Here is a 23,779-nt window from a genome sequence, read left to right on the forward strand (position 1 = left end):
TGACATCTTGCCGTGCTTGCCCGACTAGCTGGAGGGCGACGCGCTTGACGGCACCAATTTGCTGTTCAAACCAGGCCGATCGATTAATTCCTTCCAATCATCGATCATATACTGCCAGTCGAACTTGACCGCGGCCTCCCTCGTTTCGTGGCATTTGTCGACGAAGGCTGCGGGATTTTCCTTGTAGTAGCGCAAGGTCGAACTCGTGAAGGCCTTGAATTTTTCCGGTTCGATCGGTGCGACAATCCCCCCGCCCTGATAGGCCCTTACCGGAAAGTGGCCCACTGGTGTCCCGATAACGAGCCTTCCGGCCGCCGCCCCCTCGAGTACCGACAAGGGGCCGGACTCATTGATGGAGGTCGACACCACAGCGTCAACACTCCGATAGAATTCAGGCATGTCGTGAAATGATATCTGATTGGCAGTCGAGCCCGCTACCTTGAACGCCAAGCCTGCTTCTCGCGCGGCCGCCTCGGCGAGTTCGCCGCGCTTCAACTCAATGCCGTAAGTCTTTAGGGACATCGAAGTGGCGTAGCCGACTGTTGTTAAACTTGATGGCAGAGCGGAGAAGAAATACTGATAGTCTATCCCAAGAGGAACGACCTTTGGAAGCCTTCCAATGCCACGCAATATGGATGCGGAATAGAGATATTCACTGACCACACCGTAATTTGCGAGCCGGCCGAAGACGTCGATGCCCTTGCGTTCGATCAGCATGCGCATGTCGAATTCATGGTGAGATATCCCAATTATCCTTTCATATGGTACGTGGTAGCTGTCGACAAGGTTTGAAACTCCATCCAATGCTGTCAAGAAAAGATCGTAGTAATCGTTCACTATTCGAAAGTGCGCCGAATTGTCGTTTTGCCAATCGATAATGTCTATTATGTACCCGTCGCAATGAAGGCGCTTCGATAGATCATAATAGACGCGACCGTGCGACCATTTTGTATATCCGTAAATAAGGACTTTAGCCTTTCTAGAGGAGGCGTTGGTATTCGTCCTGATTGTCGGGTGCACGATATAGGACTGTATTCTTTGCCTGTCGAACTTGTCCGTTTCAGAGTACCAGCGGGTGTCTTGGTAGAGAATGTCCGTGCACCAGCTCTCTGTTGCCAGGAAAAGCTCCCATGTGCTGCAGACCTCGGCATATAGTTTGACCTTTCCATCCGGTATGGCCGACAAAAAAACGTCGCCGGATTTCAGCGCCATCAAGCCACGTTCGAGAGGGATCAACTCCAGCACCGTGGGTTCACTTGCGCGATTTTCACGCTGCGACCGTGAGCCGGTTAGACAGATGTCGGCGTGGCAAACGATCGGTTCGGGCGAACCGTTGTCTGAATAGACCAACTGACCTTGGCGATCGCCCCTTGCCGAATTCGTCCCGGGATCGAAAACCACGTTCGCAGGGACGCTCTCGATCGGGCCATGGCGCAGTTCGCCTGTGGAGGGGGCGATATACAACACCGTCCCGAATGCGGTGAACAGCCGTGCGGGTGACCGTGCCGAGACCGTAGTCATTGTCGTAGCCGCACCTCTTCTCGTCGCCGAACGAAGAAATCCAGGTTGTCCTTGAGCCGCTGGTTGCCCGGATCGAGTTCGAGCGCCTTTTGCCCCCATTCCACCGCACGGTTCATCGCGTCGAGGTGCCAGGACGCGATCGCACCGAGGTCGAGCAGTCGAGAACCCCAGCAGTTGGCGTCGTCGAGATAGCTCCCGGTGCGGTGCGTCTTCTCGATGCCGTTGCAGCAGGCCCAGAACAAATTCAGCCAGTCGGCTTTGCCGTGGAATTCTTCCGCCAGGTCGAGCCAGATTTCCCTGCGGTGCGGCGCTTCGATGCGGGCCTTGTCCAGCCACGACAATTTCTCGTCCGGAAGCATTCGCGCCAGGTACCGCATCGCTTCCGAACGTTCTTCTCCCCAAGTGCTTGTCGGCAACGCCAAATAGTGTTTGAGCAGATGAACGGCCCGATCCTGCTGATTGGCCCACATCAGGTCCCGTCCGAGCCAGAAGCAGATCTGAGCGTCGTCGGGATCTTCCTGGTGCGCTATCTCCATTAACGGCAGGTAGCTGCTTCGCGTGGGCTTGGAGTGGTCCTGCACCTCGAACATCTTTATCTCGTCGCAACTGGACGTGACTTCCCTTGCTCCCGTGAAGACCAAGGCTTCATGGACTGGACGCCTGAAGCGATACCCCCAGCGATGATGAAAATTCTTCGTCGGCCAACCGCGCAACGGCGTCGGGTCATCGACACTCGATCTGTATATCGTCTGACAAAAAAGAGCCGTGGTCGCGGGGGTCCAGGCGGCCTCGAGCTTCTGTCGCCAGCCGGCCTCGAGAAACCGATCCATGTCCATCGTGCAGCACACGTCGACGTCGTCGGGGAGCAGCGCCATGGCGGCATTGCGGGCGTCGTCAAAGCGCCATGGGCGGATCGATATCTTGTGCACCGTGACGCCCGCTGCGGTCAGCCGTGCTACGGTATCATCGGTGCTGCCGGTGTCGGCCACGATCCGATAGTCCGCGTCGACGGCGGAATTGGCCCAGCGCTCCGCATTCGCCGCTTCGTTCAAAGCGATGGTGTAGACCGCGATTTTCACTTGCGCTCCGCTTCCCCAACGGCTGATGCGGGATCCGTCCTCGCCGCCGCATCCGCTCGGCCGACTTTGCGTATCGCCACAAGGCCGCCCAGCAGCCTTGCGCGATCCAATTCATAGTGACTGTCGAAGAACAGGATTTCGGCGAACTGATCAGCAAGCTCGCCAACTCCAAACGGGTCCAGCGAGCGCGAACGTCCATGGTCCTTGATCTCGCGCAGAAGCGTCTTGGTCAGCGTGACCCTGGCGGAGTCTTCGCCGGGCGGCTGCCAGTCGAGGTCCTCGATGAAATACCAGCCGCCCTCGGCGAGCAGCGGGAAGAATTCGCGCAGCGTAAGCTGCTCGTCGTGCGAGGCATGGCTGCCGTCATCGATGATCACGTCGAGAGAGCCGGGCTCGATCTTCGCCGCGACCCGGCGCAGATCGTCCTGCCTGGATTGGTCGCAGACGAACGACGTGAACCTTTCGTCGTTGGATTGTGAAAAGTCCGTCAGGTCGACGCCGATCACCTGGCAGAACGGAAAATAACTCTGCCACAGCGAGGCGGATGGGGTCTCGGTCTGGTTGCCTTCAGCCAACCCGCGGCATAAGCCGATTTCCATCAGCCGCCGCATGGACAACCGCCGGGGCGAGAGCAGGCGATCGTAGATCCTGGCGTAGCAATGACGGTTGCCGGTGTGGCGGTTCTTGTCGGTGTTGAAGCGGTCGGCGAGGTTCGTGAGGGTGGGAAAGCTTTCGAGCGGGCTCACCAACTGCGTGATAAAGGGGGCGCGTTCGTTGTCTTGCTTGACCTCGTTACGCGCCGTCCACAGGTGGACGCCGAACACGCGCTCATCGTTCAGATGGTCGGCCAGCTCTGCAATCGGCTTGTCAAACCGGTCGAGCTCCGTCCAGTCGATCGAGTTGAAGAACATCGGACTGAACACTCGATCGCGCAGCTCGGCGCCGGCATCAGAGGCTATGTAATCGGAGAGCAGCTTGGGCCCGACATCCCCGAATTCCTTTCCTCGCGCTTCATGAAAGCGCCAGATCGACATCTCGTACAGCGCCCTTATGTGGCGGCTGTAAGGTCTGGCATAGATGACGTTGCCGCAAATGAAATGGCCCTTGTGCGATCCACGCCATTGCAGGTTGAAGAAATGATCGCCATTGAACGGGAAGGCCCTTAGCAGGATGACGTCGGTGTCCATCCATAGCCCGCCATGCTCGTACAGCGCGGCATAGCGGAAGACATCGCTGAAATATCTGATCTCGGAGCCGCCCACGATGCGCTCGAACAGGGATTGCGGCATGACGTCATCGGCCGCCCGGATTTCGATCCCATATGGGGTCAGGAATTCAAGCTTGTTGGGCGAGTAGCTCCATACCCGCACCGGATGGCCGGCGCGCCGCATCGACGAAACGGCGGCTATCAGGGTCCGATGCTGCGCTGCCTCGGATATGACTTCGTAAAAGCAATTGATCTGAGGAAGCGCGGCGTCGTCTGCGCCTAAGAAAGGCGTGATCCGTGCATCGAATTTCCGTGATCGATCGCGGCGATCCCGGGGCGAGGTGACGTCGCGCAGAAACGGCGCGAGTTCGCCAAATATTTCTTCCGCCGATTTCGCTTCGCCAGAACCGAAGAATTCTCCTTCGAGCCTCACCTCGCCTTTGCCATTGGCCGCCCGATCGCCGGCGCGACCGGGCGTGGCCCCGGTCTCCAGCGAGTGATCAATACGTCGTGGACCAGCGGACGGCGGAGTCAGGGGCTGCGACGGCCGCTTCAACTCGAACCCAGCCTCGGCCAGGCCGGAGCGAAGGCGATCAACGTCCTCGAGCAGGACGCGGACCTCCGCCGCGTCGACGGTCGCGAGCCAGGACTCGCTGTCGGCGACACTGTAAGAAATCAGCAAACGTCTTTTGTCTGGATGCCAAGCCAATCCTGCGGCGAATTCAATTCCCTTCTTGTTGAAGAAGAACGGGCGGCTGACCTTTCGCAACGCGTTCGTTTCGTCGAACCAGACGAAGCGGTGCAGGTAGTAACGCCGGTCTTCGGCCGCTCTCCATTGCACTTCGTGTATCAAGGCCAACCACCCGTCGTCGAAGCCTACGACCTGGCTGCCGCCCCTGAACCGCTGAGCTGCGATCGCGGGCTCAGTCGTGGCGACGGTTCCGCCGCGTTCGTCCACCGTCCTGGCCGGGTCGCAGGCGTAGATGAACTGCAACCGCTCGCCGCCTGCGTCATGCGGTGCCGGCTTGACTTGCGGCATCCAGCCCTTCTCGTGCACGCGTGGCCCGCTGGGCCGCAGGACGCGCCAGTCGGCCAGCCTGCATCCATTGCTTTCGTCGATGCGCGCGACGACCTGCTCGCACCATCCTTCCGGCGTAAACTCGCGGACACAGGCCGAACCCCACACCTCGCCGTTCCACGCAAACAGGCGCATATCCTCGAAGCCGCGCACGCGTTTGTAAACGGGTTCGGGCATGTCGACAGGTGGGAGGATCTCCTTGGCGGACACCACCGCGAGTTCATCGTTCAATCGAAGAAGGAAATTCCGGGTATGGATCGTGTCATCGTCTTTCGTTTCAAATTCGAGCCCGTTCTCCGTCAGCGGGTGGTTCACGGCTGGTTGCGAGAGCACGATTTGCGAACCCGATAGTGTCACCGACGGATTGGTGGGCCGGTAGCCGTCGGGGACATCGTATCCGACAGGGCGGGCGCTGAAGGAGGGCATCTCCGCCTTGGCGGGCCGGACATAGAAGAACAAGTTCGATCGTGCCAGTTCCCTTGGGCCGTCAGCGATCGTGCGGTCCAGCGCCAGCCAGTTGCATGTTGCGAAACCGCGATCCTTGCGCTCGGGATCGCGCGCGTAGTTTGCCGCGATCGAGTATTCTTCGCGCAGGCCGGCGGTGTAAACGAAATCCTCGAGGAACAGGATGTCCTGCTCCGGCCGCCTGATCGCCAGCCCCGCTTCCGAAAACAGCACGCTGGCGGGGTTCATCCCCTTCTCGCGGTAGAATCGTGCCAGGTCATAAAGCGGTTCGGCGCGTTGGGGGCGTTGATCGAAGGCGGCCAATGCCTGGCGGATGAAACCGGCATCGTCGCCGAGCTTGCGCAGGCAGCGCGCCTCCTGCAGGCGGGCGTTCCAAGCTTCCTCGTCCCAGCCGCCCATCGCCGCGCGTTTGGCATAGGCTACCGCGGCCTCCTCCGTCCGCCCGGCGTCACGGTAGGATTGCGCAAGATAGTACCAATATCGGTGGTTCTCCGGATCGTCTTCGAGAGCTCCCAATAGGAGCTTGATGTCACGCTCGAACTTGTCGACCCGGTTCGAACCCGTGGCGTGATCCTTGTACCAAACACCCCGGAGTTCCTGCACCTCGCCCGGCACGTCGATATATTCGTGGGTGACGCCGTGGTAGCGCGCGCCGGCGTCGCGCCTGACCAGACGCGTGTTCCAGTAGGCAAGGCCTGAATCCGACCGTTGCAGGAGCCGATAGCCCGGGCCGTGGAGCCGTCCCCGGAAATCCCTGTCCTCGACGACAAGCTCCATGTCGGCATCGTCGAACAGCAGATAGTCGTAGGAGAGCTGCGATGCATAGGCACAGTCGAGCGCCGCGTTGCGCGCTTGCTCGAAATTGTGAAAGGGGAACTCGTGCAGTTCGCCAGGCACATTACGGGCGGCAAAGAACGATCGAATGAAATCCTGGCTTCCATCGGACGATCCGGTATCGCCAATGACCCAGCAGTCGATGTGGTCGGCAACCGCACCAAGACAGCGCTCGAGATTTGCCATCTCGTTCTTGATGATCATATTAAGGCAGAGGCGCTTGCCGTTTGTCATCTGTGAATTGCCGACCCCCGTCTAAGTGGTGCTGGGTTGGGCCGCCGGCAAAGGCGGCTGATTGCCTCGACACCAAAGGTCCGATCGCCCGCGCGCCACGCGGCAATTCAGCATAGCCTCCGTATTCGAACATCGGATCATTCGTTTTGTCGGGTCGCCCAGTATCTTTTGGCGTAGTCTTGCGCTTAACCCTACCCCTTTTGGCTTTCGCAAGCTAATTTCGCGCAGCCGGCAGGGTTGCGCGTCGAAAGCCAAGTCTTTGAGGTCTCGAAGTTTTTTCTACAGCCATGAGACACTTTGAGGGGTTGTCGCGCTTCCGCCAGCTCTCGGTTTTATAGTTTACAAATTCATAATTTTCTAAAATACTAAACGATGGCCGGGGGGACGGCTATAAGCCTCACGGTCAGTGCGCCATGAAATCGGCAGACGTGTGAAGAGTCCCGAGGGTTCCGGGTAATAAGCCAGTTCGCGTATGGGTGAAGGGCGGGTGTTTGACGCGCCTGCTTGAGGTTGCGTTTGTCTGTACTTCCTGCGGGAAGCAGACGGCTTAGCATTCCCGAGTTCCCTCGTGAGTGATCGCCGAGAGATCGGTGTCACCTGACGGGAGTGAGTGTTGTGCGAGCGTTGTTGCGAGCGAACCGGAGAGGGCTCGATGCGGCCCGCCGTTGCAATGCTGCCCCTCGCTGCGACAAATCCCCAGTTCAATTTCAGCCAGGCGCCGGTTGTGATCTCGGTACGGGTGGCCGCCAACTAATGGCCGCCGCGTCCGGCGGCTTTGGCCGTCATCCACAAAGTCACCGGCGACGTGTTGTTCCGTCCAACCGTTCGGCCGGCTCCGCAAAACCTGAATGCCAGCCCGACCAGACCCCTGCCGCCGTGGTCGGGTACTTGGCTCGACCGGCCTCACACGCGCGAGTTGGAGCGTCGAAGCACGGATCGCGGGCGCAGTGGTTTGGCTGTCGCAGGCCATTTGAGAGCGGGCAGCGACCGGCTGCATCCGGACATGCACGCTCGGTGATCACGCAAACCAAAGTGAAGAACAGGAAGCGCGGCGGCGCATTCGCCGCCAATCGAGGAGGATAAGATGAGCTACACAGCCGGCTTTGCCGTAATGGAAGTCAGCGTTCGGGGCACCCTGCCTGTCGGCGACACGACCGAAAACGTCACCTATTTCATTCTGGACACAGCCAAGAGCACGATCGTCGGTCAGGTCATCCTCCCCAACGCCGTCACGAGAAGCCTCGCTGTCTCTCTCACCGTCAAGGTCCCGAGCGCCGCCGGATCACTTGCGATCGGCACGTTCGATGAGGGCGGAACCTTCCAGGTCGCGAGCTTCCTGCGCGTGGAAATCCCCGCTGTTGACCCTTCTGGCGAACATCCCGGCGGCGCCGTCGGGCCGTCCGCAAGATGATCGGGCCCGATCTCATTGTCGCTTGCGCCCGCCAGCCAGGCTGGTGGGCCGCTTCCCGCTGAATTGAATTCGAAGCCAACAGGAGCCAGTCATGGCCCGCGCATCTGAATTCCTCTTTGTGGATCGTTCAATCTCCGATATCGAGACTGTTCTCGGCAACCTGCGGCCCGAAGTCCGGGCTGTCCTGCTCGACAGTCGCCGGCCGGCGGCGTCGCAGATCTCTGCGGCGCTGGCGGGTCACAAAGGGCTCGAAGCGGTGCACGTGATGGCGCATGGCGCGCCGGGCAGAGTTCAATTCGCTGCCGGAGAGTGGTCAGCCGAGACCGTGGAAGAGGCGGCCGATGATTTCGCCGCGATCGGCAGGGCGCTTGCCCCAGACGGCGAGTTGCGGCTTTGGACCTGCGAAACGGCGTCGGGGAATGCCGGCGAAGCTTTCGTTGGAGCCCTGGAGGAGGCCGTCGGCGCGAGCGTTTTTGCGTCCACTTCGCTGGTTGGTGCAGCCGCGCTGGGCGGTGCCTGGGAACTCTTGTCACACGCGAAGTCCTCCGCACCTTTGCCCCCCATGACATCAGCCGGCGTGGCCGGTTACACGGGTGTACTTACGGCAGGCGATCTGACACTCACGGGAACCATAGATTCCGGTTCAAGTAATAATATTAACACCTACTACCTTGTCGATACGAATGGCACAGCAATTACTACTGATGACACGGTTGTTGGCAGTTTTCAGCTCCCATCTGCAGATAATAACGCCGTTCCTACGTTTTCTGTTACGGTAACGGTTCCTGACACTACACATACATACCTCATCTACGATGCCGGATTCCACTTATACGGTACACTTACTCCTGTTAACCCTCCTACAAATCCTCCATCGTATAACTTCACGACCACGGCTATCAATAACCCAGGCGCCCCTGGCAATGATGGCGATCACTTTACTGGAGGCCTTGTAACTGTCGCGCCGGCCGGCGCCACGGGACCAACAGGGCCTACTGGCGCGACCGGCGCCACGGGCGCGACCGGAGCGACCGGAGCCACAGGCGCGACCGGTGACACTGGTGCTGGCGGTGCTACCGGCGCCACAGGTGCGACCGGCGATACCGGAGCGACTGGGGCCACTGGTGACACTGGTGCTGGCGGCGCGACTGGCGCCACAGGCGCGACCGGCGATACCGGAGCGACTGGAGCCACTGGTGACACTGGTGCCGGTGGCGCTGGCGGCGCCACAGGTGCGACCGGAGCGACCGGTGCCACAGGCGCGACCGGCGATACCGGAGCGACCGGTGCGACGGGTGATACTGGCGCCGGCGGAGCGACCGGTGCGACGGGTGATACCGGCGCCACCGGTGCGACTGGTGATACTGGGGCGACTGGAGCGACTGGAGCTACTGGTGACACCGGTGCTGGCGGCGCGACGGGTGCGACGGGCGACACCGGCGCCACGGGTGCGACGGGCGACACCGGCGCGACCGGTGCGACGGGTGATACCGGCGCCACCGGTGCGACTGGTGATACTGGAGCGACTGGAGCTACTGGCGACACCGGCGCCACAGGTGCGACGGGCGACACCGGCGCCACAGGCGCGACGGGCGACACCGGTGCCACGGGTGCGACTGGTGATACTGGAGCGACTGGAGCTACTGGCGACACCGGCGCCACAGGTGCGACGGGCGACACCGGCGCCACAGGCGCGACGGGTGACACCGGCGCCACGGGTGCGACCGGCGACACCGGCGCCACGGGTGCGACCGGCGACACCGGCGCCACGGGTGCGACGGGTGACACTGGAGCAACAGGCGCGACGGGCGATACCGGCGCCACGGGTGCGACGGGTGACACTGGAGCAACAGGCGCGACGGGCGATACCGGCGCCACGGGTGCGACGGGTGACACTGGAGCAACAGGCGCGACCGGCGACACCGGCGCCACGGGTGCGACCGGCGATACAGGCGCCACAGGTGCGACCGGAGCGACCGGTGCCACAGGCGCGACCGGCGATACCGGAGCGACTGGGGCCACGGGTGATACTGGCGCAACAGGAGCTACAGGCGCGACTGGAGCTACTGGTGCGACCGGCTCGACCGGAGCCACAGGTGCGACGGGCGATACCGGCGCGACGGGTGCGACCGGCGCCACGGGTGCAACCGGCGACACCGGCGCGACGGGTGCGACGGGTGCAACCGGCTCGACTGGAGCTACCGGAGCCACAGGTGCCACGGGTGCAACCGGCGCGACTGGAGCTACGGGAGCTACTGGTGCGACGGGCTCGACTGGAGCTACCGGAGCTACTGGCGCTACAGGCTCGACAGGAGCTACGGGTGCGACTGGTGCTACCGGCTCGACCGGAGCAACCGGCTCGACTGGCGCCACGGGCTCGACTGGAGCGACTGGCTCAACCGGCGCAACCGGCGCCACAGGTGCGACCGGAGCAACCGGCGCCACGGGCGCGACCGGAGCGACCGGAGCTACAGGCTCGACTGGTGCCACGGGTTCGACTGGAGCGACTGGCTCAACCGGCGCTACAGGCTCGACCGGAGCAACTGGCGCAACCGGCGCCACAGGTGCGACCGGAGCAACCGGCGCCACGGGCGCCACCGGAGCGACCGGAGCTACAGGCGCGACCGGCGATACCGGAGCCACGGGTGCGACCGGCGACACCGGTGCGACGGGAGCCACAGGTGCGACCGGCGATACCGGAGCCACGGGTGCGACCGGCGACACCGGTGCGACGGGAGCTACAGGTGCGACCGGCGATACCGGAGCCACGGGTGCGACCGGCGACACCGGTGCGACGGGAGCTACAGGTGCGACCGGCGACACCGGTGCGACGGGAGCCACAGGCGCGACCGGCGATACCGGAGCCACGGGTGCGACCGGCGACACCGGTGCGACGGGAGCCACAGGTGCGACCGGCGATACCGGAGCCACAGGTGCGACCGGCGATACCGGTGCGACGGGAGCCACGGGTGCGACCGGCGATACCGGAGCCACGGGTGCGACCGGCGACACCGGTGCGACGGGAGCTACAGGTGCGACCGGCGACACCGGTGCGACAGGTGCGACCGGCGATACCGGAGCCACCGGAGCCACGGGAGCAACCGGCGACACCGGTGCGACGGGAGCTACAGGTGCGACCGGCGATACCGGAGCCACCGGAGCCACAGGTGCGACCGGCGATACCGGAGCCACCGGAGCCACAGGTGCGACCGGCGATACCGGAGCCATCGGAGCCACGGGTGCGACCGGCGATACCGGAGCGACGGGAGCCACGGGTGCGACCGGCGATACCGGAGCCACGGGAGCCACGGGTGCGACCGGCGCAACGGGTGATGCCGGCCCGACGGGAGCGACCGGCCCAGGCGGTGAGACCGGTGATAATGTTCACGGCAATAACGGGCACGGCAATGGTGAACAGCCGGCGCCAGGTAATTCCGGCGACCATAACAATGGCGACAACGGCATACACCAGGGACAGGGCAACTCTGCCGGTGGCCAAGGTAACGGAAACGGTGGTCACAATGCCGTCGTCACGTCCAGCACGCTGGGGCTCAAGGACACCAGGTACTTCCTGCAGTCCACGTCGGCCGGCGGTACCACGGACAGCCATACCTCGTTCCGGCAGCTTGTCAGCCTCGCTGTGAGCTCGGTGACGACCGACCTCTTGAACGTACTCAACACGGTCAGGGGCTTTGGTCAGAACCAGAACAAGCCGTCCGGTGCGACCTCCGACCTGACGTCGGACAAGGGCAAGCAAGGTGCCGGATATGCCCAGACCGACGACACGCTGAAGAAGGCTCTGAAGGACATCCTGAAGCCGCATGACTGAGCGTTGGTGTAACAAGAAGCGCGCGGACCCTGCGAGAAACGGGGGCCCGCGCGCTCACCATTTCCAGGTGAGAACCGGACTCGCTCGCCCACCCTCTTGCGAGTATCGCCGGGTGCGCCGGAAGTCCCGGTTGGGACAGTTTGCCCGGCGCGTTGATGCACTTTTGCCTACGCGTCGAAAGGGGAGTCCGTGAGCATGATTGTGCAACCCGGCGTCCAGCCGATCCCCATCCGCGGCCACGCGGAACCGGCTATCGACAATGTGCCCGGCGGGAGCGGACCGGTGTGGGTTCCTGGAAAGCCCGAGGGCTTCGACCAGATCGCCCCGCGCCTCAAGGCGATGATTCGCGTCGCCCGCTACCATGGCGTCGAGTTGGACCCGAGCGAATTCAAGGCCGCGAGCCCAGACACGATCCCAAATGCCGCCGACCTCTCTCAATGGGCGCAGAACGGCGGAATGTGGTCTCGCGCCGTCCGCATCCGCTGGTCGCATCTCCTGCGCTTCGAGAACACGGGGCCCGTCGTTCTGCTGTTCAGCGACGGCGGCGCGGGCATCCTTACCGGGGCCAGCAACGAGCAAAATGTCGTTTTCCTCAAGAGCGTCGACGCGCCCGAAGATGCGGAAGCCGTCATCATTGACGAACTGCGGTTGTCGCAAGTGTGGTCGGGTGAGGCCGTGCTGTTGCGGTCGGCCCGGTCCTACGTCGCAGCGGACGCGCCCTTCACCATCGGCTGGCTGGTCGATCTCGTGCGGCTCGAGAGCAGGCCCTTGCGCGACATCGGCATTGCCTCGTTCACCCTCAGCATCTTGACCATCCTGCCTCCGCTTATCGTCATGACAGTGGTCAACAAGGTGCTGCAGTTCAGCAGCATGTCGACCCTGGCGTTACTGACGGCGGTGATAGCCGTCGTGTTCATCTATGAGACTCTGCTCGGCCACGCGCGCCGGCTAATCATCAACGTGGTCGGCGCCCGCCTGGACACCAAGCTGAACTTGCACGTCTTCAGCCGGCTCCTGCGCTTGCCGCTGGATTATTTCGAACGTCATCCGGCCGGCGAGACGTTGTACCACCTCGCGCAGGTTTATCGCATCCGCGAGTTCCTTACCGGAAAGCTGCTCAGCACGTTCCTGGATATGATCACGCTTGGCGTGCTGATCCCGGTCATGTTCTACATCAACGCCACCCTTGCCTGGATGGTGATCGCCTGCGCGGTCGTTATCATGCTGATCATCTTCGCCTTCCTTGCGCCGCTGCGGCGCGGCTACCAGCGCGTGGTGGACGCGGAGACCTGGAAGTCGGCGGCGCTCGGCGAAACCGTCGTCGGCATCAAGACCGTGAAGGCGCTCGGTCTCGAACCGCAACGCAAGGCGCTTTGGGATGAACGGGTGGCGGACGCCGGCAAGGCGCGCCTGGCCTTCGGTCAACTCGCCAACTGGCCGCAGACGCTCGTCACGCCAATCGAGCGCGTGATGGTCATCGGAACCATGCTGATCGGCGCTTACCTCGCCATGAACGACCCGTCGGGCTACATGGTGGGCAGCCTGTTCGCCTTCATGATGATCGCGCAACGTGTCGGCCAGCCGCTGGTCGGCCTGGCTCGACTGGTCGAGGACTATGAAGAAGTCGGCGCCGCGATCGGCGAGGCCGCGTCGGTTCTTAACCGCCCATTGGAAAGCAGTTCGAATTCCGCTGGCTTGAGGCCAAAGCTCATTGGCGAGATCAGGTTCAGCGATCTGACCTTCAGCTATATCGGCACCAGGACGCCGGCGCTCGACAGGGTCAGCTTCGACGTACCGGCAGGCACGATGTTCGGCATCGTCGGGCGGAGCGGATCAGGGAAATCGACGATTGCGCGGCTGTTGCAGGGGATCAATCGCGACTACAGCGGCTTCCTCAAGCTTGACGGAGTCGATCTCAAGGAAATCAACCTGCGCCATCTTCGGCAAGGATTAGGCGTGGTCCTTCAGGACAATTTTCTTTTCCGCGGCTCGATCAGGGACAATATCATCGCCGGCCGTGCCGGCTTGACGCTTTCCGACGCCATGCGTGCTGCTCACCTGGCTGGCGCTGCCGAGTTCATCGAGCGCATGCCGAACGGCTATGATACCTATATCGAGGAAGGATCGCCTAACCTTTCGGGCGGCCAGAGGCAGCGTCTGGCAATCGCGCGGGCGCTGATCCACAATCCAACCATCTTGATACTCGACGAGGCGACGAGCGCGCTCGACCCCGAGAGCGAGGCGGTGGTCAGCGCCAATTTGATGCGTATCGCCAGCGGCCGCACCATGATTATCGTTTCGCACCGCCTCGCATCGCTCACCGAATGCGACCAGATCCTGGTCATGGATCAGGGAAAGGTTATCGATGTCGCGCCGCATTCCGTCCTGCTGGAGCGGTGCGGCATTTACCGCCAGCTTTGGTTCCAGCAGAACCGACACCTTGAAGGCCGACATGGCCATTTGGCGGCCGTACCGCCTCGGCTGGCTTGAGATCGACTGCGATGAGCAGCACCACATTTTCAACCCTACCAGTCCGCCGGCGCGAGGCAGCGGTCCGCGATCCGACCGCGCCTGCCATCCTCGAATTCCAGTGGCCGTCGACGGCGGTCGCCAATGCGCCCATTCCGCGCGTTGCACGCAGCATCGTCTGGATCATCTCGAGCTTGGTCGTCGCGCTGATAACAATTGCAGCATTTATACCGGTTGACCAGGTTGTCACGACAAGAGGCCTGGTCGTCTCGCAATCGCCCAACATCATCGTCCAGCCACTGGAGACAGCGATCGTCCGGTCGATCGAGGTGCGCGAAGGCCAGCGTGTGAAGTCCGGTCAGGTGCTAGCCCGTCTCGATGCCACCTTTGCGTCGGCCGACCTCACGGCACTGGCCACCCAGGTCTCCACGCTAGAAGCCGAAGTGGCGCGGTTAAGGGCGGAGGCCGATGGAAAGCCTTTCAGCTATGACGGCCTGGACCCGAGTTGGACCCTTCAGGCTTCCATATTCGATCGCCGCAAGGCCGTCTACGACGCAAAATTGGAAAGCTTCGACCGTCAGCGAGACGAGCTCAGTTCCGTCATCTCACGCTCGCAGTCCGACGCCGACGGCTACCGGCAGCGGCTGGCAGTAGCGGCCTCGATCGAAAAGATGCGCCAGCAACTCGAAGAAAGACAGGTTGGGAGCCGTCTCAATACGCTGCTTGCCGAGGACAATTCGGCGGAAATGTCACGTTCGCTCAGCAATGCCGAGCAGACGACTGAGGCCGCCAAGCGCCAGCAGGCGGCGGTCGCGGCCGAGCGTGACGGCTACATTCAGAGCTGGCGCGCGGAGGTTTCGCAGAGCCTGTCGGAAGCCAACTCGCGCATGTCCGACGCCCGCGAGCTTCTCAACAAGGCGAAGCTGCGCAAACAGCTGGTGGAGCTGAGGAGCGAGGCCGACGCCACCGTTCAGTCGGTCGCCGCTGTCTCGGTGGGCTCGGTCCTGCAGTCCGGAGAGCGGTTGATCACGCTGGTCCCGGCCGATGCGGTGTTCGAAGTGGAGACGAACATTGTCGGCCGCAGCAGCGGCTTCGTCCATGTCGGCGATCCCGTGGCCATAAAATTCGATACCTTCCCCTATTCGCAATATGGCCTGGCTCACGGCACCATTCGCACGGTCAGCCCCGACTCTTTCTCGGCCAGGGAGCAGGCGCGCGACCCAAACAGCTCTTTGGCCATGCTGCCCCCGGATTCCGACCTGTTCTATCGCGCGCAGATTTCGATAGACGACGTCACCCTCCATGGCGTGCCTCCCGGCTTCGCGATCAGCCCAGGCATGCCGGTCACCGCGGACGTAAAGGTCGGCCGCCGCACGGTCCTCAAATACATTTTGGGTGCGATGCTGCCGATTGGCCAGGAAGCGATGCGGGAGCCGTAAGATGGCGATCCTGGACCGGCTGACTGGACGCATCCACCCGGCGCTGGCGTTGCGCCGCGCAATTCAGCTTTCCGACAGCGGCAAGTCTGCGGAAGCCTTTGCGTTGATGGCGATTGCGGCACGCGCCGGGATCGCCGAGGCGGAATATCGAATCGGACGTTGCTATCTCGAAGGCTCAGGCGTGCCGCCCAGCCAATCGGAAGGTGCGCGCTGGCTGCGGCGAGCGGCTGGTCGAGGCAGTCGCGATGCACAGGCTCTGCTCGCGGCGCTTCATGTGGCCGGACTTGCAGGGCAGGAAACCGAAGCCGGTTCGGAAAGCCTATTCGAACGAGATTCCTCGCGGGGACCAGATTTCGCGGCAGCGCTCGACCTTGCCCGCAAAGCCGGTGAGGCCGGCTCCGCGACCGGGCAGGCAATTCTTGGCTACATCCTCAGCGAGGGTCCCAAAGACATGCGCGATCTCGATGCCGCGCATGACTGGTACGAGAAATCCGCAGCCAGGGGCTGTCCCGAGGGATGCCTGGGCTTTGCCCTGTCGCTCGCCAGACGCGGACTACCCGAGCACAGTGGCAGGATTGCCGCGGAGGTGCGACGCGCCGCGGATGCTGGCCTGCCGACAGCGATCTATCTGCTTGCGGTCATCACCGAGCACGGAATGGGGGTGCCGGTCGATCAAGAGGCCGCCCTGCAGCTCTATCAGGTTGCCGCGGAGAAGGGCCTCGCATCGGCACAGTTCAGGCTGGGGCTCGCACTGATGGAGGGCAGCCTGGGGAAGCAGGATCCCGTCGCCGGCGAGGCATGGGCGCGCCGGGCTGCACTGGCTGGAAATCCAGAAGCCGCCCACCTCCTCGGCGAACGATATGTGAAGGGACCCCAACCGGACTTTGCCGAAGCGGCGTTGTGGTATCGGCACGGCGCTGAGGCGGGTCATCAGGAAGCCGCGCGTGCCTTGGCTTCGCTCTATCTCTCGGGAAATGGAGTGGCCCAGGACGCGGAGGAAGGAATGCGCTGGCTGCGCGCCGCCGCAAATGGCGGCAGTCGCGCATCGCAACTCGACCTTGCCAATCTGGTCCTCGCAGGCGCAGGCGATCGCGAAGACGGCATCAACGTTGCGGGATGGTTCGTAGCGAGCGCGTCGTCAGGCGACTTGATCGCGGCCTTCAATCTGGGACTCTGTTTCGCCGAGGGAGTCGGCGTGCGCAAGGACCAGGAGCGGGCGGTGCAATGGATGAGGCGCGCGGCGGAGGGTGTGGCGCATGCGCAGTACATGTACGGGCGCATGCTCCAGGATGGGCGTGGCGTGGTCAGCGACCTCAAGCAGGCCCGATTTTGGTTCGAGCAGGCGGCCAACGCCGGCATGACCGACGCGCAGGTGGCGTTCGCCGAAATGCTGTTGAACGGACGGGGCGGAGAAAGCTCGCCGGTGGCCGCGGCACATCTTTTCAAGCAGGCCGCCGCTGCGGGCCACGCTGGTGCAATGTTTGCGATCGGCGCTCTATACGAGACCGGGCAAGGTATATCTCTCGATCGGAAGGCGGCGCAGAAATGGTTCGTTGCCGCCGCCGAACGAGGTCACGCATACGCCCAACTCATGCTTGGCCGCTACCTTTCCAATGGTGACGCCGGCGAGCGCAATCCAGTTGCCGGCCGTATCTGGCTTGAGCGTGCTGCCGCTCAAGGTCTTGCTGAAGCCGCGGATGAACTTGCGTATCTCGAGCCAAACTGAGCCGATCATTAGCGAAGTAGTGGCCGAACGCGTACAGGAGCGTCATTGCCGAAGATAATGCCAAGCACAGCAGAGCCAAGAGATGCTCCACCCACAGGTGGCCGTTCACGCCATAGAAGGTCAAGGAAAAGACGCGCGAGCCGATCAGGATGAAAATGACGAAGGACGACAGCCGCGTCGTCGAGGTCAGCGCCTGCCTGATCAGATCGAGCGAAAGCCGGCGTTTGGCCGCCGCCATGATGAGCGCCCCGACTGACCCCATGGCGCCGCCTTCGGTCGGCGTGGCGATGCCCAGGAAGATCGTTCCGAGCACCAGGAAGATCAGCGCCAGCGGCGGGATCAGCACGATGATGACCTGCTGCGGCCAGCCTAGACATAACGTAGGACGGTGCAGCAGTAGCCCGATCGGTCGCGCCACGTCGTCGCATCGCGAGCAAGCCCGTAGGACGGCGTCCGAGGGCACAGGATTTGCAGCAATCCTGAATTTGCTGTATCCTGCAGCAGATTCGTAATGCAGGAGCGGCCTTATGCCCCGATCCGATAACTCCTACTCGACCAGCGATCTGTCTCGAAAGTCTGGCGACATCATCGCTGAAGCGCTCCGGCATCCTGTGACGATTACCCAGCGCAACAAACCCCGCCTCGTATTGCTCAACATAGAAGATTACCACCGGCTACTGCGCCAATCCGATCATCGGATGTCCGGAACTATCGAGACAATGCCAGATGCTTTGTTCAGCGAATTCGAGAGCGCCGTCGACAGCTATGCTCAAGATGACGAAGGCAGCCGGTCTTGAGCTACGACCTGATCCAGACGGCGACCGTCATCCGCTATCCATACCTGTGGGCACGGCAGGCTAATGCCGGTGAGACCGAGGGGCGCAAGCAGCGCCCCGTTGCCGTCGGCGTGCGTCTCCCACGTTCCAATGGCGATCTGATCCTCTTCTTTTCCATCACGACCAAGCAGCCTGAGCCCGGCCGTTTCAGCGTCGAAATTCCCGCCATAGAGAAGCGGCGCGCCGGCCTTGATCAGGATCTTCGCCTCTGGATCATTCTCGACGAGTTCAACACCGACATCGTCGGCCGTTCTTTTTACCTCGAACCCGATCCTCCAATCGGCCGTTTCAGCAAGGCATTCTTCCTGCCGCTGCTGCGCGAATTCATTGCTCGGCGGAAATCCTTCACCGAAGTGAGCCGCTTCCGGTAGCCACACCCGGATTGAACCGACAGAGCGATGGGGCGCCTTATTCATCGTCGCTGGGCACGGCGGACAGAGGACCACGAGCCTGGAACGCTACCTCTCGTCAAAACGACGTCAGGCAGGTCGCGGTGTTTGGCAAGGAGACCTCCAGGCATCACGTGGAGGTCGGGTTGGCTTAAGGCATCTTCGTCGTCGAGGCGTTGGCGGGCGGCGTCACTTCTCGCTATGGAGCTTTTAATGGCGGCTCTGACATTCAAGGCATCTACGACGCGCACCTCGGCCACAGTGCGTCTGGCCGCGAACCGGACCCGATTCTCAAGGATGCGCGCCAATACCGACAAGTAGCAATCGTACCGTCCACGAAAGCGTGAGATTCATGGGAGATGGATCGCCACGCCTTTTGTGCCGCCGAGGCAGAAATCCGTGTATTTTTCAATCCTGATCAGTTGCTCGGCCTTTCCACAAGACAATCAGCGCGCTGCTACCGCGCCCTCTCTCGTTGAGTCAGATTGATTCAAGCACAGCCCTTCGAACCACTGGCCTCTTTGGGTCAGGCCGGGATGATCGTGACCTATCTGCGGACAATGAGGGTCGTGTCGAATACAACAAAAGGGCTTACTCGCAGATCAAACTTCCGACGCTCCGCCGGTGACGACGATTCAACGAGCTCTCGCAGCGGCTGAGTCAATTGAACTTCGCGCGCCACCGGCGTTTCGTGGTCTGCTGCTGTCAAAGTCCGATCTCAACCTCGCAGGCTGACGGTTGCGGCTTCGCCTCGACGGTTGTGCTTGTTTCATTGTGGCACAACGGGGGTTAGTCCTTGTATGCTGGCTGCCTAGTAGGCAGGGTGGTGTTGACGATGCCGAAGATGACCAGCGCGATACCCATGAAATGAATGACACTCAGTTTCTCGCCGAGAAATACATAAGAGAGCAAAAGGGCGGAAACCGGGAGCACCGCCATGAACACGCTCGCCTCGCCGCCTGACATGCGTGAGGCTCCAGAATACCAAAGCCAGAAACCGAGCACCGTCGGAAACAGCGCGATTTAGGCCGTGGCGGCGAGGGCTTCCGGTGTCGCCACCACGGGCTCGAACATCGGCACAAATAGACCCAATGGAACTGTGAGCGTTAGCGAGGTACTGTGAGCGTTAGCGAGGTTGCGCTCATCAGAGTCGCCACGCCCAACGGCGGCAGCGGCCGCGCGATCTTCTCCCCGGGGGCCGTCGGTCCCGCGTCCCGCCGTTGGCGGCGCTATGCTGACGCTCCTACGGCTGCCCTCTTAACCGGTCTCGTCGCTGCAGTCGGTCTCCCGCCTCCCGGCCCTGGAGGCCTGCGCAAGTGCTGACGCTCTTTCGGCTGCTTTGTTAACCGAGCCGCCTGTGCGGCCATAGCCACATTGACGGCCAACGCGTACCGACGTCGCCTAACCTACGGGCGAGTCCCGAAACCAAGCCAGCAAAGGCGTTGCCCGCCTAGATTCTTGGTCGTTTCTGTGGGGAAATCTGTGGGGTAGCCGAAATGCCCTATCGCTAACCCATTGTTTGTTCTGGTCGGAGTGGCAGGATTTGAACCTGCGACCCCATCGTCCCGAACGATGTGCGCTACCAGACTGCGCTACACTCCGCGACCAGACGGCGGGCTTATAGCCGCCACTTTCCGATCCTGCAAGCGCCAATGGTTGCACTTGTGTCGCATTTCTTTGCTTTCGCCGAGGTTCCCTGGGTGACATCGGATTTAGCCGTCGGGTAAAGACCGGCTTAAGCGCTTTTGTGATAAGCCACGCCCCCTATGGGCAGGCATTCCGGGCCGTTGGAGTTTCAACCCTTGACCCTGACGATTGTTGGCGAAATCCGGCCCAACAGCTTCGAATTCGAGACCTCTGCGCTGATCAAGGGGTCGGGTTTTCGCGAATATGACGCTCGCTGGTGGTTCGGTCATCCGGGCTCGGCAAAAGCGCCGGAGATCAACCTTGTCGGCGTCCAGGCGCTCGGCATGGGGTTGGGCACGCTGATCTGCCGCCTCGGCGTCGGGCCGGACATCGTCACCGGCCATGATTTCCGCTCCTATTCGTTGTCGATCAAGCTGGCGCTGGTCTCAGGCCTGATGGCGGCGGGCGCGCGGGTGAAGGATATCGGCCTTGCCTTGTCGCCCATGGCCTATTTCGCTCAGTTCGCGCTCGACGCGCCTTCCGTCGCCATGGTCACCGCCTCGCACAACGAGAACGGCTGGACCGGCGTCAAGATGGGCGCGGCGCGGCCGCTCACCTTCGGTCCGGAGGAAATGAGCGCGCTGAAGAAGATCGTGCTCGAGGCGGATTTCGATCTGGCCGGCGGTGGCATGTATGATTTCGTTGCCGGCTTCCGCGAGACCTATCTCGACGATCTGACCAGGGGCAAACGCACCGCCCGCAAGCTCAGGGTCGTCTGCGCCTGCGGCAACGGCACTGCCGGTGCCTTCGCGCCGCAAGCGCTAGCGCGCATCGGCTGCGACGTGATCCCGCTCGATATTGAGCTCGACCATGCCTTCCCTCGCTACAATCCGAATCCCGAGGACACGCAGATGCTGCATGCCATCAGCGAAAAGGTGCTGGAGACCGGCGCGGATGTCGGGCTGGGCTTCGACGGCGACGGCGACCGCTGCGGTGTCGTCGACAATGAGGGCAAGGAGATCTTCGCCGACAAGGTCGGCGTCATGCTGGCGCGGGACATTTCCAGCCTGCATCCGGGCTCGACCTTCGTCGTCGACGTCAAGTCGACCGGACTGTTCGCCACCGACCATGTGCTTAAGGCAAACGGCGCCGTTACCGACTATTGGAAGACCGGCCATTCTTATATCAAGCGCCGTGTCGCCGAGATCGGCGCCGCGGCGGGCTTCGAGAAGTCCGGCCATTTCTTCTTCAACCCGCCGATCGGCCGCGGCTATGACGACGGGCTGATCACCGCCATCGCCGTCTGCCAGATGCTCGATCGCAATCCGCAAAGCTCGATGGCCGATCTCTACCGGGCGCTGCCGCTGACCTACGGCACGCCGACCATGTCGCCGTACTGCGCCGACGAGGTGAAATACGGCGTGGTCGAGCGGGTGGTCGCCGATTTCGAGGCGATGCGGCACGACGGAGCGAACTTCGCCGGCCAGAAAATCGCCGCACTCGTCACCGTAAACGGCGTCCGCGTGGTCGCCGAGGACGGCACCTGGGGCTTGGTGCGCGCCTCCTCGAACAAGCCGGAGCTTGTCGTGGTAGTCGAGAGCCCGGTATCGTCCGAGCGGCGCCGGCAGATGTTCGCAGCCGTCGACGCCGTGCTGCGCCGCAGTCCGGAAGTCGGCGCCTACAACCAGACTTTTTAGCCTGGGACGGTCAGCCGGCTGATGGAGCCTGCTCAAGGACGCTCCAGTCGAACGCTTTCGCCCAATCGGCAAAGCTATGCCAGCGCACCTCCGGGAAATCCCCGTGCAAGCCGGCGATGTCGACGTCGTAGCCGACGCGGTCGAACCATTCGAACATCGCCGCCGCATCCTCGCTCTGCTGGCGGGCCACCGTGATCGGGATTTCCTGATAGGCGATCGGGCGGCCGATGGCCTGTGACAGGATCCTCGCCTGTTCTTCGCCTGACAGCTCGTCGCCTGCGAAATCGAAGCGCTTGCCGAACACGCTTTCGCGCCGCTCGGCCAAGGCTGTGACGAAGGCGCCGATATCCGCCAGCGCGACCAATTGCAGAGGACGCTTGGCGGGCAGCGCGAAGGCCAACGTACCTTGGGCTAGGGCTCCGATTGACCAGGGCGCGACGAAATTCTCCATGAAGGCGACCGGCGCGCTGATCGTGTAGGGGATACCGAGCCCAATGACGTGCTGTTCGACCAGATACTTGCTTTCGAAATGCGGGATGCCGGTCTTCTTGTCGGCGTCGGCGACGGAGGAATAGATCAGATGCCCGATGCCGGCAGCCTTTGCCGCATCGGCAGCAATGATGCCCTGGCGGGTTTCCTCTTCCATCCCGGCCTCGTAGCTGTTGCCCATCAGGAACATGGTGTCGACGCCCTTTGCGGCGTCCATAACCGAAGCCGTGTCGGCGAGATCGCCGGCAACAATGTTCGCGCCCGCCGATGCCAGGAGCCGAGCGGCATTGCTGTCCGGCCTGCGCGTCAGTGCCTTCACACTGTGGCCTCTCGAAAGAAGGATGCGCGCGACGGCGCCTCCTTGTTGGCCCGTGGCGCCGGTTACGAGAATGGTTCGTTTGCTGGTCATCTATCTGCTCCTTCGGTTTCTAGGGAGCAGAGTTAGGGGCTGTCGCATTGATGCATAATTACCTATAATTGGAAAACTTTGTACCAGTGGTGAATACAATGTTCGACCTCAACGATGTCGTCGTATTCGCTCGCGTCGTGGAAGCCGGCAGCTTCACGGCGGCTGCGCGGCTGCTTGCCATGCCCAAGACGACGGTAAGCCGCCGCATTGCCGCGCTCGAGCGCGAGGTCGGCGTCCGCCTGTTGCAGCGCACGACGCGCAGTCTCAGCATGACCGATGCCGGCCGCCTTTATTATGAGCAGAGCAGCCAGGCGCTGCGCACGCTTGAGGAAGCAAATCTACGCCTTGCCCAAGCAAGAGTGGAGCCGTCGGGCACGATTCGCATTTCCGCTCCCGTCGGCTTCGGCGCCTATTTCCTCAACCGCGCCGTGATCGAGTTTCTGGAGATGTACCCAAAGACCAAGGTTGAGCTGCGACTGACCGATGACAAGCTCAATCTGGTCGAGGACGGTATCGATCTCGCCTTCCGCACCGGCGTGCTTGAGGACTCGACTTTGATCGCCCGCAAGCTTGGCACCACACACAGGCTGCTCTGCGCCAGCGCGGATTATCTCGCACGCCATGGGTTGCCGGAGGCACCGGCGGATCTCGTCCATCATCACTGCGTGATTGCTGGCCCATCGGCCGTCGGCGCTCACTGGGTACTGGACGGACCAAGCGGCCAGGAGACGTTCACGGTGGCCGGGCGCTTCGCCGCGAACGAGATGCAGGCGGTTGTTGCAGCGGCGATTGCAGGCCAAGGCATCGCTCAATTGCCCCACGGAATGGCAGAGGCGCTGATCGGCGAGGGGCGTCTGCGCCGCGTTCTTGAGAACTACACCACGCCTGCGGGCGGGCTTTATGTCCTTTACCCAAGCAGCCGCCATCTCTCGCCCCTGGTCAAGGCCTTCATCGATCTCGCGACGGAGCGGATTTCCAGGCGGGTAAACACCGCTTAAAGCATCTGTGCTACCGATCGGCCAAGTTTCAGCATGAGATCCG

General features: G+C 62.3%; 14 protein-coding genes, 1 tRNA gene and 1 pseudogene. 9 read left to right on the forward strand and 7 right to left on the reverse strand.

The window, feature by feature from the left end:
* Window positions 1–24 precede the first annotated feature (24 nt).
* From RFN28_RS26790 to RFN28_RS26800, 3 genes are read right to left on the reverse strand one after another with little or no spacing between them, the layout of a single operon-like run.
* Entirely contained in the window at window positions 25–1,521 is a 1,497-nt protein-coding gene (locus tag RFN28_RS26790; protein WP_320290185.1) for a glycosyltransferase, read from the reverse strand.
* Window positions 1,518–2,600 carry a tetratricopeptide repeat-containing glycosyltransferase gene (locus RFN28_RS26795; protein ID WP_320290186.1) on the reverse strand — a complete coding sequence of 361 codons (1,083 nt, stop codon included), beginning with the start codon at window positions 2,598–2,600 and terminating at the stop codon, window positions 1,518–1,520. The genes RFN28_RS26790 and RFN28_RS26795 overlap by 4 nt, the downstream gene beginning before the upstream one ends.
* Entirely contained in the window at window positions 2,597–6,418 is a 3,822-nt protein-coding gene (locus RFN28_RS26800) for a glycosyltransferase (RefSeq protein WP_320290187.1), read from the reverse strand. Before RFN28_RS26800 ends, RFN28_RS26795 begins: the two co-directional genes overlap by 4 nt.
* A gap of 1,084 nt (window positions 6,419–7,502) precedes the next feature.
* Between RFN28_RS26800 and RFN28_RS26805 the strand changes: the two genes are divergently transcribed.
* The 5 genes from RFN28_RS26805 to RFN28_RS26825 all read left to right on the forward strand — a co-directional run bounded on the left by RFN28_RS26805 (window position 7,503) and on the right by RFN28_RS26825 (window position 17,292).
* A complete protein-coding gene (locus tag RFN28_RS26805) occupies window positions 7,503–7,829 on the forward strand; it encodes a hypothetical protein (RefSeq protein WP_320290188.1) in 327 nt (108 codons plus the stop codon).
* Between the two features lie 91 nt (window positions 7,830–7,920).
* Window positions 7,921–11,658, forward strand: a complete 3,738-nt coding sequence (locus RFN28_RS26810) for a DUF4347 domain-containing protein (protein WP_320290189.1) — start codon at window positions 7,921–7,923, stop codon at window positions 11,656–11,658.
* Window positions 11,659–11,853: 195 nt separating this feature from the next.
* Window positions 11,854–14,148: a peptidase domain-containing ABC transporter gene (locus RFN28_RS26815; RefSeq protein ID WP_320290190.1), complete on the forward strand. Its 2,295-nt coding sequence runs from the start codon at window positions 11,854–11,856 to the stop codon at window positions 14,146–14,148.
* Between the two features lie 11 nt (window positions 14,149–14,159).
* Window positions 14,160–15,566, forward strand: a complete 1,407-nt coding sequence (locus tag RFN28_RS26820; protein ID WP_320290191.1) for an HlyD family type I secretion periplasmic adaptor subunit — start codon at window positions 14,160–14,162, stop codon at window positions 15,564–15,566.
* Between the two features lies 1 nt (window position 15,567).
* The gene (locus RFN28_RS26825; protein ID WP_320290192.1) at window positions 15,568–17,292 is read left to right on the forward strand and encodes a tetratricopeptide repeat protein; all 1,725 of its coding nucleotides are present in this window, start codon (window positions 15,568–15,570) and stop codon (window positions 17,290–17,292) included.
* A gap of 67 nt (window positions 17,293–17,359) precedes the next feature.
* On the opposite strand, the pseudogene RFN28_RS26830 reads toward RFN28_RS26825, so the two are convergent.
* Window positions 17,360–17,653, reverse strand: a pseudogene (locus tag RFN28_RS26830) (TRAP transporter large permease subunit); the annotation flags it as partial.
* A gap of 166 nt (window positions 17,654–17,819) precedes the next feature.
* On the opposite strand from RFN28_RS26830, the gene RFN28_RS26835 reads away from it, so the two are divergent.
* Window positions 17,820–18,089, forward strand: a complete 270-nt coding sequence (locus RFN28_RS26835; protein ID WP_320290193.1) for a type II toxin-antitoxin system prevent-host-death family antitoxin — start codon at window positions 17,820–17,822, stop codon at window positions 18,087–18,089.
* Entirely contained in the window at window positions 18,086–18,499 is a 414-nt protein-coding gene (locus RFN28_RS26840; RefSeq protein WP_320290194.1) for a hypothetical protein, read from the forward strand. Before RFN28_RS26835 ends, RFN28_RS26840 begins: the two co-directional genes overlap by 4 nt.
* A gap of 807 nt (window positions 18,500–19,306) precedes the next feature.
* On the opposite strand, the gene RFN28_RS26845 is transcribed toward RFN28_RS26840, so the two are convergent.
* Both RFN28_RS26845 and RFN28_RS26850 read right to left on the reverse strand, forming a co-directional pair.
* Window positions 19,307–19,540, reverse strand: coding sequence for an EamA family transporter (locus tag RFN28_RS26845; RefSeq protein ID WP_320290211.1), 234 nt, complete (start codon window positions 19,538–19,540; stop codon window positions 19,307–19,309).
* A 502-nt stretch (window positions 19,541–20,042) separates the two neighbouring features.
* Window positions 20,043–20,119: transfer RNA gene (locus RFN28_RS26850), tRNA-Pro, on the reverse strand.
* 200 nt (window positions 20,120–20,319) lie between these two features.
* Between RFN28_RS26850 and RFN28_RS26855 the strand changes: the two genes are divergently transcribed.
* The gene (locus RFN28_RS26855) at window positions 20,320–21,840 is read left to right on the forward strand and encodes a phosphomannomutase/phosphoglucomutase (RefSeq protein WP_320290195.1); all 1,521 of its coding nucleotides are present in this window, start codon (window positions 20,320–20,322) and stop codon (window positions 21,838–21,840) included.
* A 10-nt stretch (window positions 21,841–21,850) separates the two neighbouring features.
* Here the strand turns inward: RFN28_RS26855 and RFN28_RS26860 are convergent, their stop codons facing one another.
* Window positions 21,851–22,738: an NmrA/HSCARG family protein gene (locus tag RFN28_RS26860; RefSeq protein WP_320290196.1), complete on the reverse strand. Its 888-nt coding sequence runs from the start codon at window positions 22,736–22,738 to the stop codon at window positions 21,851–21,853.
* A gap of 98 nt (window positions 22,739–22,836) precedes the next feature.
* Between RFN28_RS26860 and RFN28_RS26865 the strand changes: the two genes are divergently transcribed.
* Window positions 22,837–23,736, forward strand: a complete 900-nt coding sequence (locus tag RFN28_RS26865; RefSeq protein ID WP_320290197.1) for a LysR family transcriptional regulator — start codon at window positions 22,837–22,839, stop codon at window positions 23,734–23,736.
* Window positions 23,737–23,779 lie beyond the last annotated feature (43 nt).

This window comes from Mesorhizobium album (assembly GCF_033977205.1).
GTDB classification, from domain to species: domain Bacteria; phylum Pseudomonadota; class Alphaproteobacteria; order Rhizobiales; family Rhizobiaceae; genus Mesorhizobium; species Mesorhizobium album.